The following is a 24,055-nucleotide window of genomic DNA, read 5'->3' on the forward strand; positions in this document are numbered from 1 at the left end:
CGTAAATTTCACTCAAAATATTGAATTGCTCAAAGTTCGTGTTTTAAACTTGGTTAATCAAGGGATACGGCTTCAACTTTATCACATATGACTCTAAATTGCAAAGGCCACCTAATAGACCTATCCACTCCAAAAGTAATGGGCATTCTAAACTGTACACCAGACTCGTTTTTCGATGGCGGAAAATATCTGGACGAAAATGCTATTTTAAAGCAAACCGAAAAAATGCTTAATGACGGAGCTACCTTTATTGATGCCGGAGGATACAGCTCAAGACCCGGTGCAAAGCATGTTTCCGAAGAAGAAGAAATAAGACGAATGCTGCCGTTAACAGAACTATTGACTACCAATTTTCCCGATATAATTTTATCCATTGATACTTTTAGAAGTAAAGTAGCCTCTACTTGTCTTGATGCCGGCGCCGCCATGATCAATGATATTTCTGCTGGAAAATTAGATGAAAATATGTTGCCTACTGTAGCAAAGTTTCATGTGCCCTATATCATGATGCACATGAGAGGCACGCCGCAAAATATGCAAGACCAGACCAATTATGACAATCTTTTGGTTGATATTGTCACCTATTTCTCTGAACGAATTGCCAAAGCAAAGGCGGTAGGAATTATAGATATTATAGTTGATCCTGGGTTTGGATTCGCTAAAACCTTAGAACAGAACTATGAAATTTTACAAAAATTAAACCTTTTACAGAATTTAGAACATCCTCTATTGGTTGGAGTGAGCCGAAAATCCATGATCTACAAAGTGCTGAAAATAGATGCTAAAAGTGCATTAAACGGTACTACAGCCCTCAATATGGCCTCATTAATGAACGGTGCCAATATTTTAAGGGTTCATGACGTTAAAGAAGCGTACGAATGTGTTAAACTTGCAGAAGAATTAATGCCCTGTTAAAAGTGTACGGATTTCATTAATTTTACAAAAACGCCTCCGGATTGGACTTTCTGAACTTTCTTGAATTTAAGATTACCGATATACTAGATATTATTCTGGTAGCCATTTTGTTATACTATATCTACAAATTGGTACGAGGTTCTGTTGCTATTAATATTTTTCTTGGTATTGTTATAGTTTGGGGCTTTTGGAAACTAACGGAACTATTGGGCATGGAGATGATCAGTAGCCTTGTTGGTGCCTTTATGCAAGTAGGACTTATTGCGCTTATTATCGTATTTCAACAAGAGATAAGAAAATTTCTTTTAATGATTGGCTCTACCAATTTTGCCAATAAAAGAAACTTCATCAAACATTTTAAATTCCTAAGACAAGATGGCGTAAGCGTAAGTATGGATGTGGATGCCATTGTTGCCGCTTGTAAAAAAATGAGTTCTACAAAAACGGGTGCGTTAATAGTTTTGGAACGTAATAACTCTTTGGACTTCATAAAATCTTCAGGAGACAAAATGCACATAGAGGTAAATAAGCCTATTTTAGAAAGTATTTTTTATAAAAATAGCACCTTACATGATGGCGCTGCCATTATTGAAAATAATTATATTGTTGCCACTAGAGCAATTTTGCCAGTTTCTAATGAGCGTAATATACCATTGCGTTTTGGGCTTCGCCACAGAGCTGCTGTAGGTGTTACTGAAAAAACAGATGCGTTGGCATTAGTAGTCAGCGAGGAAACCGGAAACATTTCCTATATCAAAAATGGCAAGTTCGTAGATTTTGGTAGTATGGATGAATTAACCACTTTAATAAAAGAAGACCTAATAGACTAAGCAACTTCTTCAGAAAGAAATTGTGCTTCATAGAGATTGCTATAGTATCCTCCTCTTTTCAATAATTGCTTATGCGTTCCTGTCTCAACGATCTTACCGGCATCCATAACAATTATCTTATCGGCTTTCTTGATCGTAGCCAAACGATGTGCTATGATTATAGACGTTCTTCCTTCGGTTATTTTCTCGGTTGCCCTTTGTATTAACTGCTCAGAATAGGTGTCTACGGATGATGTTGCTTCGTCTAAAACCAGAATACTAGGGTTACTTACATATGCCCGTAAGAAAGCAATTAACTGGCGTTGTCCGCTAGATAACATGGTTCCCCTTTCTTTTACATTATATTGATACGCACCCGGAAGACTGGTTATAAACTCATCTACACCAATTTGCTGGGCCGCATCCTCAATAACATCCAAACCAATACTCCCGTTCTTTAAGGAGATGTTATTCTCTATCGTATCCGCAAAAAGGAAAACGTCCTGAAGCACTACCGCAATCTGAGACCTTAAAGAAGCTAAACTAAAGTCTTTAATATCTACACTATCAATTAAAATGGAACCAGAATTGATTTCATAGAATCGGTTCAATAGGTTAATAATCGTAGACTTTCCTGCGCCAGTAGCCCCAACAATAGCAACTGTCTCTCCTGCTTTTACATCAAAAGAAATACCATGAAGCACTTCTTCATCTTCCAAATACCCAAACCGGACATTGCTAAATTTAATATCGCCCTTTACATTATTTTTCACGACCGTTCCTAAATCCTGAATATTACTTTGAGTATCCAAAATTTTAAAGACTCTATTGGCAGCAACCATTCCCATTTGCAAGGTGTTGAACTTATCCGCAATTTGGCGTAAAGGCCTAAAAAGCATATCGATCAACAGAATAAAAGCAAACAATGTACCCAGTTCTTCCTTGGAAAGATTAGAAACATTCTGGAGTCCGCCGTACCAAACTACCAGACCCACCGCAATGGAAGAAGAAATTTCTGCAATAGGAAAGAATATAGAGTTATACCAAACTGTTTTTAACCAAGCATTTTGGTGCTTTTCGTTAATGACCCTGAATTTTTCGCTTTCGATTTTTTCACGTGTAAACAACTGTACGATTTTCATACCCGTTATGCGCTCCTGAACAAAAGAATTCAGGTTAGACACTTGTGCTCTTACCTCTGCAAATGCAACTTTCATTGCCTTTTGAAACAAACGCGTTGCATATAGAATTAAAGGTAATATGGCGAAAACAATAAGTGCTAAACGCCAGTTCATTATAAGCATAACCACGGCTGCGACAAGCATTTTCAACAAATCTGCAACAATAACAAAAAAACCCTGACTGAAAATTTCACCAATACGTTGCATATCAGCAACGGCACGAGTTACCAACACCCCTAAAGAAGAGCTGTCAAAATACTTCATACGGAAACCCAACATGTGCTTAAACAAATTGATCCGTATATCCTTTATAACCGATTCTCCTAACCAGTTTGCATAGTAATTAAATAACAGCTGGCAAATAACCTGTCCTAAGAGAACACCGCCCATTGCCAAGGTTAAAAACAATAATTTTTCTTCATCCCCTAATTTAATGGCATCATCAATAATCTTCTGGACGATTATAGGTGTCATTACCGCAAATCCTGACAATAGAATAGCAGCAAGGGCAACCCCATAAAAGGTTAATCTATACGGACGGGTATGCGCTAAAAGGCGCTTAAACAACCGCATATCAAATGCTTTTCCAGAATCTTTATCCATGCTTTTCCGTAATCTTTTTGGGGTATAAAACAGAGGTCAAATATAGCCCTTTTGCAGGTACCGAAGGGCCGGCATTACTTCTGGTCTTGCTATTTATGATTGATTTAACATCGGACGGTTTAATTTTACCCGTACCTACTTCTAACAACGTACCCACAACGGCACGCACCATATTCCTTAAAAACCTGTCTGCGGTTATTGTAAAGACCAGCTTTTCTTCCTTCAACTCCCAAACTGCCTCTTTAACATCACAGAAATACGTCTTTACATCTGTATGGGTCTTTGAAAAACATTCAAAATCTTTAAATTGTAACAACAATGCTGCGGCTTCATTCATTGCCTCAATATCTAGCGAATGCTTAATATAATGCGAAAAATCTCCGTAAAATGGATTCTTATCCTGCAACACCCAATATTCATAAGTTCGCTCTTCCGCATCAAAACGGGCATGAGCATCCGGGTTAACCTCAAAAACATCTTGTACGGCAATAGCCTCTGGTAATAATGCATTCAGTCTGTAAACAAACATTTCTAAATCCGAAATTTCCTTAAAATCAAAATGAGCGAACATTTGCTTAGCATGTACGCCCGCATCCGTTCGACCGGCGCCCACCAATGGAACGGTATCGCGGAGTAGCGTAAAAAAGGCTTTTTCCAAAACTTCTTGCACGGTAATGGCATTAGGCTGGTTTTGCCAACCATGGTAGTCTTTACCCAAGTATGAAAATTCAACGAAATATCTCAACCTAAACCTTTAATTTTGTGAACTTCAAAGATACTTCTCTTTGAACAAACAGAACAAGGCACTCATAAATATCGACTGGCCCAAATCCCACAACCTAATTTTAGTTTAGTACATGACCAAAATTTTATTGCTTTCCGATACCCACTCGCATATGGATGACACCATTTTAAAATACGCCCGTCAAGCAGATGAAATATGGCACGCCGGAGATATAGGCTCATTAGAAGTAACCGATACTTTACAAAAAATTAAACCGCTTAGAGCTGTTTATGGCAATATTGATGACCATATTATTCAAAAGGAGTTCCCTTTGAACGACCGTTTTTTTTGTGAAGGCGTAGAGGTTTTTATGACCCACATTGGTGGCTATCCCCCTAAGTACAATATTAGGACCCGAGATATCATTAAAGCTAATCCTCCTAAATTGTTTATTTGTGGACACTCCCATATTCTTAAAGTAATGATGGATAAAAAATTAGGGGTGCTACACATGAATCCCGGTGCTTGTGGAAAACACGGTTTTCACCAAATGAGAACTATGCTACGTTTTACTATAGAAGGGAAAGATATTAAGGATTTAGAAGTTATAGAGCTAGGAAAACGTGGGGCTTAAAAAAAACCTGCACTTTTTTTTAGTACAGGTTTTCCAAACTATGGTTTCGAGGGTACTAGTTCTTGATTAGTTTTAATGCTTTTTCGCCTTCAGACGTATTGATGCGTAAAATGTAAATACCTTTATCAAGATTACCAGTATCTACCACATCACTGTAATTTCCAGGCCTATGGCTTTCTTTATCTTTTAAAGTTTCTATTTTTCTGCCATTTAGGGCGTACAATTCCACCGTAACATCATCGTAATTTAAAACGTTGTACGTATAAACAAATGAGTTTATAAAAGGATTGGGAGAGACCATGAAATCATTTAAATCTTGATTCTTACTACTATCCGACTCATTAAATGAACTCACTTTTAAAGCTCTAGTTGCACTAGAAATCCTAATGCCGGACTTGGTAATAGTCGCCAATTTGTTTTTCCAATCACTATTAAACATTTGAATGTTCCACTTATAGTCACTTCTGGCTGATAGATTGAACGGTATTTTAAATTGGACAGATATTAGTCCTGATCTATCTTCACTAGACTGTGTATCTTGAAGAATTATCCCTCCCTCTTTAGACAACAATCTTGTTTGTATATGAACTTTACCATCTTCTGTCTTTGTGAAATTATAGGAGATATTCTGAGTTGCACCTGCGGTAATTCTTGTTGGAGGGGAAAAATTAGAAAATGTATTATTTGATGGTGGAGCTCTACGTTCAGTAACTTTAACTAAATCTTTATAGTAGTGTTCGGCAAGTTTCTGTTTCCAATTACTACTATACATTTGAACGTGCCATTTATAGACTCCACCAATGGGAAGGTTCGGTATTTTAAATTCAAACAACATAAGACCCGGCCTTACAGGCACGCCCGTTGAATTTTCTATTACCACCTTACCGGAAGTGGTCATTAATCTTGCTTGAATATGAACTTTATCAGAACCTGACTTGGTGTAACTTACTGAAAAAACACTTTTAAAATCAGATGATATTTGCGTGTCAGCATGATCAATCTCTATGGTGTTTTGAGCATTACCAACCCAGGAAAAGAGCAATGCAAGAAAAGTTGTGGTGAAAAGTAGTGTAATTTTTGTTTTCATAATTTTAATTTTAGTGTTCTTAATTTTGCGTAAAATAGATATAGGAAGTAAACTTTAAATAAAGAACCCGCTCCACCCCACAATGGAACGGGAACTTTCAGAAATATTCTGAAAAATTAGTTTTTGATTAGTTTGATTGCCTCCTCACCTTCTGAAGTATTGATGCGTAAAATGTAAATACCGCTATCAAGATTACTAGTATCTACCGCATCACTGTAATTTCCGGGCCTATGGCTTTCTTTAGCCTTTAGGGTTTCTATTTTTCTGCCATTTAGGGCGTATAAATCTACCGAGACATCCTCATAGTTCTTAACGCTATATTCATACTCAAATGAGTTGATAAACGGATTAGGAGATACATTGAAATCTTTGGCTATCTCTTTATCTACAATTGAATCTTTTTGAGCGATTTGTGTTTTTAGAGCTATCGAATTAGGACATGTAATTTTAGGATTACTCTCACAAGGACTTTGAATGTAATATTCTTCGAATGTAAAACGACCTCTACTATTAGGTATATAGGTATTCACATCAAAATCAGGATTACCAGGTTCATGCTTATAATCTCCAGACTGCCCAGTAATTGTCCACTCCATAACTTCAAGCGTCCAATCTTCTGTCATTGTAGGTACAGGTATATCTACATTACTATTAACTAGCTTTCTAGTATCTGGACCATTTTCAGTTTCAATTTCAATAATTTGATTGATTATTTCAGCTACATCAACCTCCTTTTTAAAAGATTCGGTAGGAAAATCATCTATGTGATTTCGTCTCCAACCGCTTGGAATAAGATTATAGGAACACGATTCTCCTTCACCACCAGGTATTGTACGTAAAACATCATAAGTATTATAATCATCAGATGCAGTACCTATTTTCTCAAAGGTATATATAGTATCATCTCCTTCTTGCGACCATTGAAAAGAACGTTCATAATTACTTCTAATGTCTCCAGAATTATCCCACGCATGAATAATTACATCGCTTCTAACTCTTTCTCCTTCAGAATCAACACCATAAATCCAAGCCGTCATGTTGATATGACACCTACCCGTACTACCTTCGTCCCACTTTCCTGTAAAAGATGCTTTTAGAGGTCCTGTTATATCTCCTATTACACTCGGAAACCCATATGTTCCGTTCAAATCAGACCCAGTACTTTTTTCAACCCTAATATCAAATTCCGCATGACCACTATTACTAGATGACCCTAAATTTTGCCATTCTACCCAAAATTCTTTTCCATTTAATGCGTTTTCGCCATAATGAGACTTTATAGGACCTATCCAATTTTTATTGACCCACCAATTCGAACGATATATAGAATTTGTAGGTGCAAGAATATGATCAGTACCTGACCCTTGACCATCACCGTTATAATGTCCGCCAGTAGTTTCTAAGTCTCTATTATAATAACGCATATACTCTGAAACACCATTGGGGGTTGTATTTTTCTCACCAAATCCATAACCACTCCCAAACTGAATGTTATCTAAAGTCTTCTCAACCACAAGGTTCCATTGATCTTCGTTGCCATTTTTTATTACCTCAAATACTTGTACCACCAATAAATTAAATTCGACAGGTTCACCCGTTATTTCCAGTTTAACGATTTCGCTATCTGCACCTTTGGAAAATTCTTGTAATACTTTACCTATTTTAACATATGCACCTTCTGAATCAATATTTTTGTTGGTTACATATGCTTGCACATACCTATCACCTGAAAAACTATAATCAAATCCTATATCATAAGTTTCTCCTTGCGCGACTTTATCAGGTATAGTCGTTAGTGTCAATTGATCATTATCATTTTCTGGCGGATTTTCGACAACTGTAACCCCTTCAAAAAAATCGTTTGCCAATCCACTCCATTTATCGTCATCTTTTAAAAGTTGCGCCTGAAAACTATAACTACCCTCACTAGTTGGCGATTTTATGCTTAATGGTTTTGTGCCAGAACCATTTCCTACGGCTTCGAAATCTTGTTCCAGATTACCGCCGTTTGAGTCTTTAAAGCGGACTAATACATAAGCACTTCCTGAATTATTAGTGTAGCTTATATCAAGATTGACCATTTCTCCCGCTTTAACAGATGTTGGCGGATTACTTATTGACACAGAATTACCTCCCACCGATGGTTTTACCGGTTCTATGACCGTACCGTTAGCAACAGAAACATCAGCGTTATAGTTTGCCAATCCACTCCATTTACCGTCATCTTTCAAAAGTTGCGCCTGAAAACTATAACTACCCTCACTAGTAGGTGCTTTTATACTCAGACGCTCAATATCCGAACCATTACCAACAAGAATAAAATCTTGCTCCAGATTGTCTCCTAAAGCACTTTTAAAGCGAACCAACACATAGGCGCTTCCCGATATATTGGTATAATCAACATCAAGACCTACTATTTCCCCAGCTTCAACGGAAGATGGAGGATCAATAATTTTAATACTGTTTTGTGCCCATAGCACATTAGAAAAGCATATCGTAAAAAACACGATAGAAAGAAAAGTAATTTTTGTTCTCATAACTTCAAAATTTAGGGGTGTATAAACACATCTCCTATTAAGGAGAGTCTACTAACCTGAAGTCATTTGTTATGTATTTGAAAAGGGGCTGGTCAGGAACTAAAGTCGATTATTTAAAATTTAACTTTAGCCAGACAAGAAAATTGGGGGAGCTTTCATTGTTCCAGTTTTAGGTTTATTAAACTCTACAAAAAATAGCATTGAAAAATTCAAAGCTGCTTCCTGATACGTTATAAGAGTACTAAAATTGGTTTGGAAAAAATGGCCTGCAATTGCTCGTAAAACTTTGATACAAGCATGCGGGTAAATGTAATTAAATATAGTTATCTAAAAGAATATGCGGGCAAAAATACTGGTTTTCCAGTAGTTTTTTAAAACTAAAAAAAGAGGGTCCTTTACTGTCAAAAGGAGCTAGAGTTAAATTATAAAAATATAATAATCAACATATTAATAAACTTAAAGCATAAAACCGGGTATCTAACCCGGGTTTAAAATCAGTTTTAAAAGGTGTTTCTCATTTATATTGAAACACATTTGTATTACCCCTGTATTATCAATTTTGTCAATTAATAATCCAAAGACAATCCCAGAGAAAAAGTACCTCCATCATAGATATTTTTACGCTCCACTAAAAAACCTGTATAATCAGAATAGTTGGCTACTAAATTTAAATGACCCGTTAGCTTATACATAGATGTAATTCCAAAGTTTGTGAAAGTTGTTCCCTCACCGAAAAGAAACGAGCCACTTTGATTATTGTTTTCCGACCCTAATTTTTCTTGAATTTTCAATTTCCCTATCAAATACAACTTATCAAAAAACAAGTGGCCAAGCTCTGCCCCTACCTGCAGTTGGTTGCTAAAAGATTCTGTTCTAAAATTGACACTTGTAAATGCAGAAGCATAGGTCTTTCCATTCGGAAAACCATGGGAAGCCGCTAAAGTGGTCCATACATTAAACTCCCCATCGGACAAGGGTAAATTAATTTCATTGAACTGCCCAAAATCGTCTACACTTTTAGATTGTGCAAAATTCTCGCCATCATTGCTAGGGATATCCAAAGCGACTTGTAATGACAATGGAAAATTTTTCAGTAATTTATATTTCACCGCAAGTTGAATATTTCCAACACCACCTACTGTTTCTGTTGTACTAAAACTATTCAGCCTCACTAAAGGAACATCCAAAATAGCGGTAAGTCTATTAGAAATTCCATACTCTCCGTATAACAAAAGTCCGCTACTATTAAAGGTACTGCCTTGATCAGCCAATCTACCCTCTGTAGTGTAGTAATCATTAGAAGAGAAATACGAAGCCGTAGCCTGAACGTAAAACCCTTTTGCTTCCCTAGTCCACCCGCTTTGTGCTTGCAAATAGCTGCCACAAAAGGAAATCATCACAAGAATGATATATTTATATTTTTCCATAATTCCGTTAGATTAAAATAGATATGGTAAACTGCGTCACATATCTAAAAAAGAAAAAGCCTTTGGGAGACATAGAAAAACAGAATAATGTGTCTCTATTCCCAAAGGCCATAAAAATTTAATTAATTCAATGCTACATTACCGAAAGGAATGTTCGCCGTGGCGCACCATAGTATAATATGTGTATATTTTGCATCTGGAGTTGCATCTAGCTTAATATATCTCTCACCATTATCCTGCACGTTACCGATCAACATCAAATCTGGGTTTCCGTTTCCTGGGTCAGCAGTAAAAGTTTCTGAAGTAGATAAAAAGATCCCTACTGTACCTGTTCCTAATTCAGTCATAAAATCATCTGAAAAATGAACAAAATTAGAGTCCTCGGTATCCACTCCTAATTCTACAAGCCCTTCTGTTGGTGTACCGCTTTCTGCCGTTAAATTTCCACTTCTAGCAACGGTCAAATCTCCAACTGGTAAAGATGAATCTACTTCAACCGTTTCAGTTTCTGTAATTGTCTCCGTAACGGTAACTGTTTCTACATCGTCATCTGAACAACTTACCATAAATGTTGTCATGGCCATAGCTAATAGTGCAATTGAAAAATTTCTGTTTTTCATAATCGTAATAATTTAAATTGTTTATCATTGTTTGAATCAGCTTTACAACCGACTATCGATAGCTCTGCTGTTTCCTGGGACAAACATAGAAAGGTGATATCACGAAGAATTCAAGGAAGTATAAAAAGTCTATCACAGCTATTTTATATCAGGAGACACTTCTGTGATATTCTCTTAAGAGAGATGGAATCCTAAATAAAAAAAAGGCACAAAAAAACCCGGTAACTACTCCGGGTTTTACGCACTAATACTACTAAGATGTAAGGTTTATCGTAGACGATCAACAGATTTTACAAGATCCTCATCCTTCTTTATGGCCCTATTGGCAAGAACCAATAAAACGATAGAAATGACAGGAATCAGCATCCCAATACCCTTCTCCGAGACCGAAATCTCTCCGGATAAATTTTGCGACCGGTAAACGAAAAATCCTAGTAAAAAAATATTTAATATCATATTCAATCTGTTTAGCACAAATTGATTTTTTCTATTTTTAAATAATACTATACTAATAAGGGCCAAAACAGCAGAAATGTAAAATGCTCCAGATATAAAAACGTCATTTCTAGCAAATATTTCATTTCCTTCCGCATCTGACCAAAGGTTTATCCAAAAAGGCAGTACTCCCGCTATAAGGATTACAATAGACAAATATATAGTTTGTATTCTTTGAATCATGGTCCAAACATCATTTTACTCCGCAAAAATACACGTCTTTTTGAAAAAAATCGGTGTAGCAAGGAAAATAATTCGTAATATTGTGAGATTATTAGTTATTATCTTACCTAATGGGAAATCTTTCCCTCGTAATACTCGGATAACAATTCACTTCTTATCAAATCAAGAGACGTATAATTTATATCATACTTAATGTTTGAAATTTCAGATTTAAAAGCAAAAAAACTGCCTGAATTGCAGGAAATTGCCAAAGGCCTTAACGTGCCAAAGTTCAAAACCCTAAAAAAACTGGACCTCGTTTATCAAATCTTGGATGTACAGGCGGCCAATCCTAAAGTCGTGGCAGAAGTAACCGCGCCAAAAACAACGGAGGAAAAACCAAAATCAAAGCCAAAACCTAGACCTCGGAAACCAAGAACGGTAACCGAAACCAAAAAACCTGAAGCAAAAGGCACTACTCCGGAAAAAACGGATAAAACGGATGCACCTGCACAACCTGCTCCAGTCCAATCTGCAGAAGTAAAAAAACCACGACCACGACCTGTAAAGCGAGAACCTAAAAATAACTCTCAACATAAAAATCAGAATTCTGGCGGAAATAACAACAACAAAAATCAACGTCACCAAAAATCATCAAATTACGATAAAAGTAACTTTGACAAGGACTTAAAAAACCGATATAAAGAACCGGAATTTGAGTTTGATAGTATTATAGAAAGTGAAGGTGTCCTTGATATCATGCAAGATGGCTATGGCTTTTTGCGTTCATCTGATTACAACTATCTTTCATCTCCTGATGATATTTATGTATCCCAATCGCAAATTAGACTATTTGGTCTGAAGACCGGAGATACGGTACTAGGAAACGTTAGACCCCCGAAAGAAGGCGAAAAATATTTTCCGTTAATTAAAGTGAATAAAATAAACGGTATTGACCCTCAAGTGGTGAGAGACCGTGTTTCTTTTGAGCATTTAACTCCGCTTTTCCCACAAGAAAGATTCAAATTAGCCGAAAGACAAAGTAATATATCCACTAGAATTATAGATTTATTCTCTCCTATCGGTAAAGGACAAAGGGGTATGATCGTTTCGCAACCCAAAACAGGTAAAACTATGCTGTTAAAGGATATTGCAAACGGTATTGCGGCCAATCACCCAGAAGTATATCAAATTATACTTTTAATAGATGAGCGACCTGAAGAGGTAACTGATATGCAACGTAATGTTCAAGGTGAAGTTATTGCTTCTACTTTTGACAAAGAGCCTTCTGAACATGTTCGTGTAGCTAATATTGTATTGGAAAAAGCAAAACGATTAGTGGAATGTGGTCATGATGTTGTCATCCTTTTAGACTCCATTACACGTTTGGCAAGAGCTTACAATACCGTACAACCAGCATCTGGAAAAGTTTTGAGTGGTGGTGTAGATGCGAATGCATTAAACAAACCAAAACGTTTCTTTGGAGCAGCTAGGAATATAGAAGGCGGTGGATCACTTTCAATTATAGCTACTGCCCTAACCGAAACCGGTTCTAAGATGGACGAGGTTATCTTTGAGGAATTTAAAGGAACCGGTAATATGGAGCTTCAGTTGGATCGTAAAATTTCTAACAGAAGAATATTCCCAGCCATTGACCTTACTTCATCCAGTACACGTAGAGATGATTTGTTGTTGGACAAAGAAACTATACAACGTATGTGGATTATGCGTAAGTATCTTGCTGATATGAACCCGGTAGAAGCTATGGAATTCATTGAGCAACGTTTTAAACAAACTAAGAACAACGAAGAGTTCTTGCTTACCATGAACCAATAATATTAAATTTATAGACTAAAAATATCAAACTTTTAATATCCCGGATTCCTAATTAAAAAAATGGGATTCGGGATTTTTTTATGGTCTCATCTAATAATTCTCTACCTATCTAAACAAAATGGAAAGATTTCACTCCACCTATAAAATCTTAAAGATTTAGGAATATTGTTGGTGATTTTCTAATTATCCAATTTTTCGGATATCTTTATAGCGCAAAAATTAATTACTTCCCCCGAATTTTGCATGTATAACAAGTAGAACTTAAAAACTTTATGTCATGAAAAATTCGTTGAAATTGGTGCAACACTGCGCCGCTGTATCCCTATTGTTAATTTTCACAAACTGTCGTCACAAAGAAGACGATAGTATAGTCGTCATAGATAAAAAAGAGGTGGATTCAGTGATAATTCCGCTTGAACAAGCTGAAGAAATGTATAATACCTACACGGATCGCCGTGTTGAGTTGATCAAAAATTTTGAAAATTCCTTAGACAGTTTAAATAATTACGACCCTGAAAGCAAGACTGATAACCAAAAATATAAAGCTGCTATACAGCAAAAAGAAAATGGTTTTGTACCTACAAGATATATTTCCTACGATTATCAAGCCTTGAAAAAATATATGGCCTTTATAGAGCAGGAATCAAAAAAAGCAAACGTAAATATTTCTACCTTAAGATTTTATCTAGCCAATTATTCCGATAAAAGTACTGATGCAGAAAAGAAACGTAGAAACACAATTATGATGGTACCATCTCTTCAGAAAAACGGCAAAGAATATGCTTTTTTTACTGCTAATGATGATAAGGATAATATGAGAAGGAAAGCTTTTTTACTTACTGAGGAATTAACAGAAGACGGCACATCTTACTCAGAAGACAAAAGGGACAAAGCTTCGTTAGGCACTAACTTCACTTCTCTAATCATGGCACCATTCGCTGCACAGAGCCAACAAAGTCTTGCAGGTAACGAAGGAGGCTTGCACCCTCCTAAAAATTAGAGATATATACTCCTACGAAAATGAAATCCAAAGGAGATGGACCATATGGTAATAGATATATTTTTAGAAAATTCTTATGTACCTATTTATGGAATAACCCTTGTCGTGGCCATGATTCGTTATCCTAAATATTTTGATACCTCATTAAAATATTTTCCAATATTAATTCTGTACACTTTTCTAAATGAGTTACTCGGTATTCTAATATTTAAAAACGAATCATTTAGCCTGGCATTGAATAATCTTTATTCTAATTCCAATATTGTAATTTATAACATCTACATGATATGCTTTTATCTGTATTTTTTCTTTTTATTTAAATTTCATATCATGAACAACAAATACAAAGCCTTTATAAAATACGCAAGCATATTATTTGTTATGATTTGTGTAATTAATCTTTTTTTACAAAATTGGTTTCATAATTATTTATATTTAATTTTCTTTTCTGGCTCTACAACACTGCTAATCATAGTATTGCTTTACATCTCTGAAAATATCAATCAACCCATTAGAAATTTCTCAAACAATATTTTATTCTGGGTAGCTACAGGCCTACTACTCTATCATATTGGTTATTTACCAATTAAAACAATTCGATATTATCATGAATTGGCGGGTATAATTGAGAAACCATACCTTAGACGCGTACACTTGTCTCTAATTCTTTTAATGTACAGCTGTTTTATTATAGGTTTTATAAAAATGAAAAGAAGGCCCATTAAATGATAATTAAAAACTAAAATAGCTTCACTTTTAGCTTGTTAACTTCTACATTGCACCTCTCTTAGCCTATATACAGCCCACATTTATTCTTTCATCAAGATCAGGCTGAATGCAAATAACGCTATATTGCGATATGTTAAAACAGTTACTAGAAAATGTATTTATAATATTCTATGGAATAACTCTTTTAGTCTCGCTGTACAGATATCCTAAATATTTTGATACCAAATTAAAGTACCTACCTATAATATTCTTATATACTTTTCTTAATGAGATACTTGGATACCTCATTTTTACAAACCTAAATTTCAGTTTGTTTGAAGACAGCACGTATTCTAAATATAACATAGTAATATACAACCTGTACAACATTGTATTTTACCTGTACTTTACCTACATCTTTATGTATTACATAAAAGAAGTAAAGATCAAAAAACTGATAAAACTGGGTATGATAATTTTTTTGATAATTGCCACAATCAATCCTTATTTTCAAAGCTTTTTTCACTCAACTCAAATAGGCACATATGCCTTTGGAGCAATGGTTCTATTAGCATGTATCTACATCTACTTAAAACAAATTTTTAAAAACAACAAAAACGATTGGGGTAGAAATTTACTTTTTTGGCTCGCTTTAGGACTACTTATATTTTATATAGGCTATCTCCCGATTAAAATGTCAAGGCAATATTTAAACATTCCTGAATCAATAGAAAAGTCCATTATTCATCCGTTACATATTAGCTTAATAATTATTTGCTATTCCTGCTTTATAACCGGATTTTTGAGAATGAAACTGAATATGCCAGAACAAAATCAAACATAACATTATGATATAAAAAAGCCCCGATGTATGAATACACCAGGGCTTTCTAAAAAGTATTATAAATATTACAATGCAGCTACGTGCTTTGCTAATTTACTTTTTAAGTTTGCTGCTTTGTTATCATGAATGATATTGCGCTTAGCTAATCTATCGATCATACTAACCACGCTAGGCAATAAAGCTTCAGCATCTTTCTTACTTTCTTCACCACGTAACTTTTTAATAGCATTACGGGTAGTTTTATGCTGATATCTGTTACGAAGACGTACTGCTTCGTTTCTTCTGATTCTTTTTAATGCTGACTTGTGATTTGCCATCTTCTTCTAACTTATTATAATATTTTAAAAAATTCCTTTCGAACCTTTAGTAGTCCGTAGGGGAATCGAACCCCTGTTACCAGGATGAAAACCTGGCGTCCTAACCCCTAGACGAACGGACCATTAAATCAATTTCGGATCAAAAATCCAGTTACTCTAGTAGTCCGTAGGGGAATCGAACCCCTGTTACCAGGATGAAAACCTGGCGTCCTAACCCCTAGACGAACGGACCATACTTTGCGCAATTGCGGATGCAAAAATACAATTATTTTTTACTAACACAATAGCTAGCATAAATTTTTTAATAAGCTTTTGCAAAAAGTACTCTTTTTGATGATGATTTTCCGGTCACCATACACTTACCCTCAATGTTTTCGGTAGCTAACGGGATACACCTAATAGTTGCCTTTGTCTCATCTTTTATTTTTTCTTCGGTTTCATTGGTACCATCCCAATGCGCAGAGATGAATCCGCCTTTTTTCTCTAAAACCTTTTTGAACTCCCCGTATGTATCAACTTCGGTAATATTGTCTTCTCTAAAATCGTATGCTTTCTTGTAAATGTTCTTTTGAATATCGTCTAAAAGAAATTCAATTTTGGAAATTACATCTCCCGTTGGTATAGTTTCCTTTTCAAAAGTATCTCTTCGTGCCACTTCATATGTACCATTTTCCAAATCTCGTTTACCAATAGCCAAACGAACAGGAACACCTTTCAATTCATATTCATTGAACTTAAACCCTGGTTTATGCGTGTCCCTATTATCAAACTTTACAGAGATACCTTTAGCTTGTAATTCTTTCACTAACGGCCTTACCTTATCGGAAATAGCGTCTAACTGCTCCTCTCCTTTGTATATAGGAACGATTACCACTTGAATTGGTGCTAATTTTGGAGGTAACACCAATCCATTGTCATCACTATGGGTCATTATCAGTGCTCCCATAAGACGTGTGGAGACTCCCCAAGAAGTAGCCCAAACATGCTCCTGTTTGCCTTCTTTGTTTGCAAATTTCACATCAAATGCTTTTGCAAAATTCTGACCTAAAAAATGTGATGTACCTGCCTGTAACGCTTTTCCATCTTGCATTAAAGCCTCAATACAATAGGTTTCCAATGCTCCGGCAAAACGCTCACTTTCTGTCTTAACACCTTGTATAACCGGCATAGCCATATGCTCTTCCGCAAATGCAGCATAAACTCCGTTCATTTTTTCCGCCTCTTCTATCGCTTCCGCTTCCGTAGCATGAGCGGTATGCCCTTCTTGCCATAAAAACTCAGCGGTTCTAAGAAAAAGGCGAGTACGCATTTCCCAACGAACTACATTTGCCCATTGGTTGATCAATAGAGGTAAATCCCGGTATGATTGTATCCATCCTTTGTATGTATTCCATATAATGGCCTCGCTAGTTGGGCGTACCACCAATTCCTCTTCTAACTTAGCATTAGGATCAACTCGCAATTTCCCTGGTTTATCCGGGTCATTTTGAAGTCGATAATGTGTAACTACAGCGCACTCTTTTGCAAAACCTTCTGCATTTTTTTCTTCGGCTTCGAATAAGCTTTTGGGTACGAATAACGGGAAGTAAGCATTTTGATGGCCTGTCTCCTTAAACATTCTATCTAGCTCTGCTTGCATTTTTTCCCAAATAGCAAAACCGTAAGGTTTAATAACCATACAACCTCTTACCGCTGAATTTTCAGCCAAGTCTGCTTTTACCACGAGTTCGTTATACCATTTGGAATAATCCTCGCTGCGCTTTGTCAAATTCTTACCCATTATATTTAGTTTGGCACAAAACTTGTGCTTATGTTAGCAAAATAATTGGGTAAAACTACTTATTTTTACTATGTTCAACAATAAAAATTGCACCCATGATACATTTACCATCCCACAGTAAAATTCGTCTCATTGCACTTTGCACCCTAACAGGCATTATTGCAGTGTCTTGCGGCTCATATCAATCGGCCTCATATTATGATAACGACGGAATTTATTCCAACGACAATCAGGTTAGCGTGGAACGTCAAGAAAGACCTCAGCAAGCAAGGCAAAAAGCTCAGGCTACAGACGAACCATATTCCGATTATTTTGGACAGCAAGCCGGACAATACGACCAAATGCTTGACGGTGAAATTTTTACTGATATAGATTCATATTCTAGCGAATCTGCTCAGGATAGTATTTCTGACAGTCAATTGACGGATTATTATAATAATGATAATGATTATGCCGGTTATGCAGGATGGGGTGATAATGCAACCAGCGTAAACATAAATGTTTATGATAAAGGATGGAACGGTTTCGGTGGTTTTGCATGGGCCTCGCCATGGCTTTATAATTCTTATGGCTGGGGCGGATACGGATACGGCGGATACTACAACCAATGGAGATACAGATACAGTCCTTGGGGCTGGGGTGGCGGATATGGTTACGGATTCGGTGGGTTTTACGGCGGCTTTGGCTGGGGCGGATACGGAACATGGTGCCCTCCTTACGGTTATTATAATGGGTTTAATAATTATTCCTACAGAAACCGCAGCTATGCATACAATCGTGGTAGAAGAGGTTACCAAACCAATACAAATGCTATTTCAGGAAGAAATTCTAGATATGTATCAAGAAGTGCTAACGTAAATAGAACTAGCAGATCTACACCAAGATACTCGGCTAACAGATCTAATGCCAACAGAAATTCAACAACATCGCGTAGCTCAAGAAACTATAGCACCAATCGTTCTGCAGCATCTAGAAGAACTGTAGGTGTTGACCGCAACAGTTCGTACAGAACAAGCAGGAGTACAAGGGCTACACCAAAATATAATGGTTCTTCGCGAACTAGCACCTCTAGAAGAAGTAGTTCTACTCCCCGTTCTTCCACGTATAGAAGTTCTGGTACAAGAACTAGTGGAAGCGGAACATATAGAAGTTCAACACCTAGGACTAGTACATACAGATCTTCTGGATCAAGTAGAAGCAGTTCTAGTGGTAGTACTTACAGAAGCTCGGGCAGATCTTCAAGTAGTTCTGGTACTTACAGGAGTTCTGGAAGCTCTAGTAGATCTTCGTCAGGATCTAGTTCTAGATCATCCGGCTCTAGCTCACGATCTTCATCAAGCCGTAGAAACTAAGTTCATTAATTAAAAGTAACTTACTTTAAAAATTACTAGGAATGAGAAACTATCTAACATTCATAGGGCTGTTTGCTTGCGTTATTGCAAGTGCTCAGAATATAAATGACGTATTACGCTACGGCACGGAGAATTTACAAGGTTCTGCGCGTTTTCAGGCCATGGGCGGTGCTTTTGGTTCTTTAGGTGGTGATTTGTCCGCTTTGAACATCAATCCTGCCGGTAGTGCTGTTTTCAATAATGGAATATTCTCTATATCGGGAACCAATTATAACAGAAATACAGATTCTAATTATAACGGTGCTTTAAGCAATTCCACCAATAACAATTTTAATATTAATCAGGTGGGAGGTGCATTTGTTTTCAAATCTACCAATCCCGATAGTAAATGGAGAAAATTATCTTTAGCCGTAAATTATGATGTAGTTCAAAGTTTTGACGATCGCCTTATTACCTCTGGATCAAGTAATGAAGGTATTGACAATTACTTCCTTGATTATGCCGATGGCATAGCACTGCAACCACTGAAACTACAAGGAAACGAAACCATTGGCGAGGCATATTTAGATATAGGAGCCACAAATGGATTAGGTTTCTCCGGTCAGCAGGCTTTCTTGGGATTTCAGGCAGGAATTATAGACCCAACTGTAGACGAAGATGATAACACCAGCTATTTCTCAAATGCCAACTACCAAAGCGTTAATCAGGATTTTAGACAAAATGTATCAGGATACAATAGCAAATTTACCGTAAACGGTGCTACACAATATGGCGATAACTTTTACTTTGGAGCTTCTTTAAACTTTCACACAATACAGTATGAGAGATTAAATAGGTACGATGAATCCTATTCCAATGAGGGAGAATCGAGGTTTGTAGCTTTTGATAACCTTTTAGAAACTGAAGGAACAGGATTTTCCATGAGCATTGGTGCTATTGCTAAGGTTAATGATGTTATTAGGTTAGGAGCAAGCTACCAGTCACCAACATGGTACCGCTTGACAGACAATTTTTCTCAAGCGATAGATTCAGATTATCCTAACAAAGAAAGTTCTTTTAGTTTTTTCGACCTTAATTACATAAATATCTTTGACTACCAGATTAAAACACCCGGAAAAGTTACAGGAAGTATTTCTGCAGTTTTTGGCAAAAGCGGACTTGTAAGTCTTGATTACGGTTACCAAGATATGTCCAACGCAGAATTAAGACCCACGAGTGACTCTGGCTTTGCTGATGAAAATCAATTTATATCTGAAAGTTTAGGTGGTGTTTCTACAATTAGAGTTGGCGGTGAATACCGTATTAAAAGAGTAAGCCTAAGAGCTGGATATCGTTACGAGCAAAGCCCGTATGAAAGTGGTAATATCGTTGGAGACCTTAATGGAATATCAGGTGGGATAGGCTATAATTTTAATAGAAGCCGATTAGATTTAGCTGTAAACCGCACAGAACAAGATGTACTGCAGTATTTTTTTGATACAGGAATTAACACACCTGCCCTACTAAACAACGTTAACACTAATATTACTATCGGTTATACATTAAATTTCTAAAGGTAACATAAAGACTTTAAGCTATTTTAAAAGTTCGGCCTATGCCGGACTTTTATCTTTTTAGAGCAAAATACGCCTTGGTTAATTTAGCTACTTCAATATTGTTTTCTTGTTCGCTATATTCAAGTCTAAACCAATATGTAGAAGAAGGTAATTGGTTTCCATTTAAGGTTCCGTCCCAATCCACATCAGTACTTAATTGTGCTAAGAGCTTACCGTAGCGATCAAAAACAAATACCATTGGATCAGTTAAAGTTTCAATTCCCTTAATATTCCACGTATCATTTGCCCCATCATTATTTGGAGTGAAAAACTTTGGGTACCCCACTACTAAAAACTCTATAGGCTCTGTTGTTCCGCAACCATTTTTATCATTGATTATTACGGTATTTATACCCGGAGGCACATCATTGAAAATAGCATCATCCTGAAACTCACCTTCATTAATAGCGTATTCATAATCTCCATCACCTTCAGCAAATATTTCTATATTGTTCATATCCGGATCTAAAGACAAATTAGAATTCAGTGTTTCAACACGGTCTAGAACAGGTGTTCCATAATAGGTTATGAGAATATCGTCTAAAATATGAATCCCCTCATCTGTAGTAATATCAACATGGTATCTTCCTGAGTCTGGACTTGTAACCGTAATTTGAGTAGCTGATGGACCTGAACCTAACGGCCCGTCTATAGTTCCGTCGTCATCATAATCAACAGACCAAGCGATATTAGAAATATCCGGTCCTGCCGGGGAATTCAATGCACTCAAAGTGATATCCGGGTCACCTTCACATGCCGTTATATCCAAACCTAAGAACTCATCCCGTAACGTACAATCAAGAGCAGTATTTTGATCAGCTTCTACAGAGCTACCCGTGAATGTAAGCATGAAAGGCTCCCGTTCATCATCAAAATTAGTATTGAAATTATTAATCAAAATGTAGTAAACCTCTCCCGGCAGTACATCTAAATACTCATCATAGGTATTTAAATTCTGAGTTACAGAAGGTGATCCAGCCTGACCATTTTCCGGGTTTACCCCTAGCCCGGTGAATCTGGTATTATTTACCTCATAGTTACAACGTATAGGTTGAACAGCACCAGTACCAATACCAACACAATCAACATCAGGGCCATAAACGGCAAAATCCCATTCGGCTGTTGGGGTTCCCGAACCGGTAACCGGTAAAGCCTCCAGATCAAATCCTACTTGGCCTTCTGTACCTGCCCTGAACACAAACCAAGATGTATTGTTTTCAACATTAGCATTACTTACACTTCCTTTTTCAAGGCAGCCAGTTTCAGAAATAACTTCAGGGTCAAAGTCATCTATGACTCCACGTCCATCAGCATACCCCATTATAGGAGCATCCGCACATACAGGAATAGCCGAACGACAATCACCGGAGTTTTGTGCTTGAATTTCTGTGGAAACGAAAAAAAACACACAGATAACAGATAGTAAAAAGCGCATAAGTTTGGGACTAAATAGATACTATTTAATAACTCAAAGACAGTGATTTTAGTATGTTAAGCTGAAATATCCGGGTGTTTATCGATAAAATACCCACTAGAAATGCCATTTCTGAAAGCTAACGTTTTAGAGAAAAGTGGTTATTAATATATTGGGCAGTCACTATTTGGCCATCTGCCCTAGTGTACGTTAACTTAAACCAGTAATCGGATTCCGGCAGAAGTTCCCCATTATAGGAACCGTCCCATTCAGAATCTGCAGCATCTAATTGGGCTAATAATTTGCCAAAGCGATCATAGATAGATACGATGGCAGAATCCAACAAATCTACTCCGGTTATACTCCAATAATCATTGGAATTATCTCCATTTGGAGTAAAAAACTTGGGAAAACCTATGACAGCGATTTCCTCGGTTACCTCTCCACAACCTTGAGGGTTATTTACAGATATAGTGTGCATTCCCGGCTCTACCTGATAGAATTTATGCCCTTCTTGATACGGACCATTGTCCAGGCGATATTCATATATTCCCGTAACATCCGTAATGACCGTAACCGTATTATTATTTTTAAGGTCATCTATAATGATATCCGTAATTTCAGGTGGGCGCGAAACGGCTACCCTTACTACTTTAGAAGCGGAACAAACCAAACCGGACTTTGTATTTGTTGCAGTCAATTTATATTCGCCCGCTTCAGAAACCATAAGGGTAGGAGTGGTCTCTCCCGAGCTCCACTGATAGGTGAAATCGGTATTTCCATTTTCTAGACCAATAACAACTCCAGTATCATCATCACATAAAAAGGCCTCTTCCGAAATATCTAAATTCGGCGTTTCTAAATTGATCAACTGAAATTGCTCCGAGGCATCAAAACATTTGGAATTGGCAATTGATGTAATACGAACAAAAATGGTCTCAGAGCCGGATTGCGTCGGGTATTTTTTAGGCAATGCATTAAATCCGGCAACAGCATCAGATTTACTATTATGATAACTGACCAGAAATTCACTTAAACCTTGACTTCCTAATACCTCTGCGTCTTTTTGAGAAAGATCATAAATCTCCAAACCACTACATGATGCATCGTCTGAAACAGCATTTGCGACTGGCATAGTAGAAAAAGAAACTTGAACATCACTAATAATAGTTTCAGATGGCCTAATCACTTCTACTCTGTAATTTGCTGACTGAGCAACTTGATAGGTTGAATTAGTTTCCCCTACTATTTCTGTAAAACCGCTACCTGAATCTACAAACCATCTATAAGAAGTTGCATCAGAAGTAGTCCCATCTAAAACTATGTTTTCATTTTCACAAGCAGCAATTGGTGGCCCAAGAAGATTATTTATAATAGAACAATCCAGCGCATCAAAAGGATTCGTTACGAATATGTGACCTGAAAATTGAATTGAGAAACCAGAATTAATGTTGCTAAAATTATTGATGAGCAGATAGTAATCCTCACCGGGAGTTACATCCAACCAAGCTTCATATTGTACATTTTCCGTATTTCCGGTAGGGTCCTCCCCTACCCCAACAAACGTATTTTCATCTTGGTTATCAAAAAAATTACACCGTACAGGTTCTCCTAAATTATTACAATTATCGGATTTGTAAAGGGCAAAATCCCAATCTTCAAAGGTATCTATGCCAATATTAAAACCTAATTGGCCAGAGGCACCTGTTCTAAATCTATACCAAGCAGAATTAGATTCAATTACGCCGCTAAGGGTTTGCTCCAAACAACCACTTTTAGCGGCACTATTAAAATCATCCATACCAAATCCTATTGTACCTCCATTCACCGGAGTGTTATTACAAATAGGTATAGCATTACCGCAATCTGGGGAAACTTGTGCAAAAACAGCACCCATACCCAAAAAGAATAATACAAACCATAAGATTATAAAACGACTCATTTAACAGCTTAGACCTTATATATCGTAAAAGTAGCCTCTAACTATTCTTAACACCAATTTATGTTGTGTATCA

The 24,055-nt window shown here is 36.7% G+C and carries 18 protein-coding genes and 2 tRNA genes; 7 read left to right on the forward strand and 13 right to left on the reverse strand.

Annotated elements, in window-relative coordinates:
• Nucleotides 1-87: 87 nt before the first annotated feature.
• Together folP and cdaA are read left to right on the forward strand one after the other, a co-directional pair.
• On the forward strand, nt 88-915 hold the full coding sequence (folP, locus tag KO521_RS10610) for a dihydropteroate synthase (protein WP_215939898.1): 828 nt from the start codon (nt 88-90) through the stop codon (nt 913-915).
• 41 nt (nt 916-956) lie between these two features.
• Nucleotides 957-1,745 carry a diadenylate cyclase CdaA gene (cdaA, locus tag KO521_RS10615; protein ID WP_215939899.1) on the forward strand — a complete coding sequence of 263 codons (789 nt, stop codon included), beginning with the start codon at nt 957-959 and terminating at the stop codon, nt 1,743-1,745.
• Here the strand turns inward: cdaA and KO521_RS10620 are convergent.
• The gene (locus tag KO521_RS10620; RefSeq protein ID WP_215939900.1) at nt 1,742-3,508 is read right to left on the reverse strand and encodes an ABC transporter ATP-binding protein; all 1,767 of its coding nucleotides are present in this window, start codon (nt 3,506-3,508) and stop codon (nt 1,742-1,744) included. The two genes, cdaA and KO521_RS10620, sit on opposite strands and share 4 nt — an antisense overlap.
• Entirely contained in the window at nt 3,501-4,253 is a 753-nt protein-coding gene (gene truA / locus KO521_RS10625; protein ID WP_215939901.1) for a tRNA pseudouridine(38-40) synthase TruA, read from the reverse strand. Before truA ends, KO521_RS10620 begins: the two co-directional genes overlap by 8 nt.
• Before the next feature lie 112 nt (nt 4,254-4,365).
• Here truA and KO521_RS10630 point away from each other — a divergent pair, with 112 nt between their 5' ends.
• Nucleotides 4,366-4,866 (forward strand): metallophosphoesterase family protein, encoded by a 501-nt coding sequence (locus KO521_RS10630; RefSeq protein WP_215939902.1) that lies wholly within the window; start codon nt 4,366-4,368, stop codon nt 4,864-4,866.
• Nucleotides 4,867-4,921: 55 nt separating this feature from the next.
• On the opposite strand, the gene KO521_RS10635 is transcribed toward KO521_RS10630, so the two are convergent.
• From KO521_RS10635 to KO521_RS10655, 5 genes are all read right to left on the reverse strand, one after another.
• Nucleotides 4,922-5,953: a T9SS type A sorting domain-containing protein gene (locus tag KO521_RS10635; RefSeq protein WP_215939903.1), complete on the reverse strand. Its 1,032-nt coding sequence runs from the start codon at nt 5,951-5,953 to the stop codon at nt 4,922-4,924.
• A 116-nt stretch (nt 5,954-6,069) separates the two neighbouring features.
• A complete protein-coding gene (locus KO521_RS10640) occupies nt 6,070-8,490 on the reverse strand; it encodes a T9SS type A sorting domain-containing protein (RefSeq protein WP_215939904.1) in 2,421 nt (806 codons plus the stop codon).
• A 566-nt stretch (nt 8,491-9,056) separates the two neighbouring features.
• Nucleotides 9,057-9,917, reverse strand: a complete 861-nt coding sequence (locus tag KO521_RS10645; RefSeq protein WP_215939905.1) for a hypothetical protein — start codon at nt 9,915-9,917, stop codon at nt 9,057-9,059.
• A gap of 122 nt (nt 9,918-10,039) precedes the next feature.
• Nucleotides 10,040-10,537 (reverse strand): DM13 domain-containing protein, encoded by a 498-nt coding sequence (locus KO521_RS10650; RefSeq protein WP_215939906.1) that lies wholly within the window; start codon nt 10,535-10,537, stop codon nt 10,040-10,042.
• Nucleotides 10,538-10,804: 267 nt separating this feature from the next.
• Nucleotides 10,805-11,215 (reverse strand): DUF4293 domain-containing protein, encoded by a 411-nt coding sequence (locus KO521_RS10655; RefSeq protein ID WP_215939907.1) that lies wholly within the window; start codon nt 11,213-11,215, stop codon nt 10,805-10,807.
• 192 nt (nt 11,216-11,407) lie between these two features.
• On the opposite strand from KO521_RS10655, the gene rho reads away from it, so the two are divergent.
• Both rho and KO521_RS10665 read left to right on the forward strand, forming a co-directional pair.
• Nucleotides 11,408-13,030: a transcription termination factor Rho gene (gene rho / locus KO521_RS10660; protein WP_215939908.1), complete on the forward strand. Its 1,623-nt coding sequence runs from the start codon at nt 11,408-11,410 to the stop codon at nt 13,028-13,030.
• A 277-nt stretch (nt 13,031-13,307) separates the two neighbouring features.
• On the forward strand, nt 13,308-14,030 hold the full coding sequence (locus tag KO521_RS10665) for a hypothetical protein (RefSeq protein WP_215939909.1): 723 nt from the start codon (nt 13,308-13,310) through the stop codon (nt 14,028-14,030).
• A 1,617-nt stretch (nt 14,031-15,647) separates the two neighbouring features.
• Here the strand turns inward: KO521_RS10665 and rpsT are convergent.
• The 4 genes from rpsT to proS form a co-directional block, all read right to left on the reverse strand.
• Nucleotides 15,648-15,899 carry a 30S ribosomal protein S20 gene (gene rpsT / locus KO521_RS10670; RefSeq protein ID WP_215939910.1) on the reverse strand — a complete coding sequence of 84 codons (252 nt, stop codon included), beginning with the start codon at nt 15,897-15,899 and terminating at the stop codon, nt 15,648-15,650.
• A gap of 50 nt (nt 15,900-15,949) precedes the next feature.
• Nucleotides 15,950-16,021, reverse strand: a tRNA-Glu gene (locus KO521_RS10675).
• A gap of 38 nt (nt 16,022-16,059) precedes the next feature.
• A tRNA-Glu gene (locus tag KO521_RS10680) sits at nt 16,060-16,131 on the reverse strand.
• Between the two features lie 69 nt (nt 16,132-16,200).
• Complete coding sequence (gene proS / locus KO521_RS10685; RefSeq protein ID WP_215939911.1) at nt 16,201-17,679, reverse strand: proline--tRNA ligase; 1,479 nt, start codon at nt 17,677-17,679, stop codon at nt 16,201-16,203.
• Between the two features lie 95 nt (nt 17,680-17,774).
• On the opposite strand from proS, the gene KO521_RS10690 reads away from it, so the two are divergent.
• The gene (locus tag KO521_RS10690; RefSeq protein WP_215939912.1) at nt 17,775-19,031 is read left to right on the forward strand and encodes a hypothetical protein; all 1,257 of its coding nucleotides are present in this window, start codon (nt 17,775-17,777) and stop codon (nt 19,029-19,031) included.
• 41 nt (nt 19,032-19,072) lie between these two features.
• A complete protein-coding gene (locus KO521_RS10695; RefSeq protein ID WP_215939913.1) occupies nt 19,073-20,584 on the forward strand; it encodes an OmpP1/FadL family transporter in 1,512 nt (503 codons plus the stop codon).
• A gap of 52 nt (nt 20,585-20,636) precedes the next feature.
• Here the strand turns inward: KO521_RS10695 and KO521_RS10700 are convergent, their stop codons facing one another.
• Both KO521_RS10700 and KO521_RS10705 read right to left on the reverse strand, forming a co-directional pair.
• The gene (locus tag KO521_RS10700; protein ID WP_215939914.1) at nt 20,637-22,061 is read right to left on the reverse strand and encodes a T9SS type B sorting domain-containing protein; all 1,425 of its coding nucleotides are present in this window, start codon (nt 22,059-22,061) and stop codon (nt 20,637-20,639) included.
• A 118-nt stretch (nt 22,062-22,179) separates the two neighbouring features.
• Complete coding sequence (locus KO521_RS10705; RefSeq protein WP_215939915.1) at nt 22,180-23,982, reverse strand: T9SS type B sorting domain-containing protein; 1,803 nt, start codon at nt 23,980-23,982, stop codon at nt 22,180-22,182.
• Between the last annotated feature and the right edge of the window lie 73 nt (nt 23,983-24,055).

The organism is Zobellia uliginosa (assembly GCF_018860745.1).
Classification (GTDB): domain Bacteria; phylum Bacteroidota; class Bacteroidia; order Flavobacteriales; family Flavobacteriaceae; genus Zobellia; species Zobellia uliginosa_B.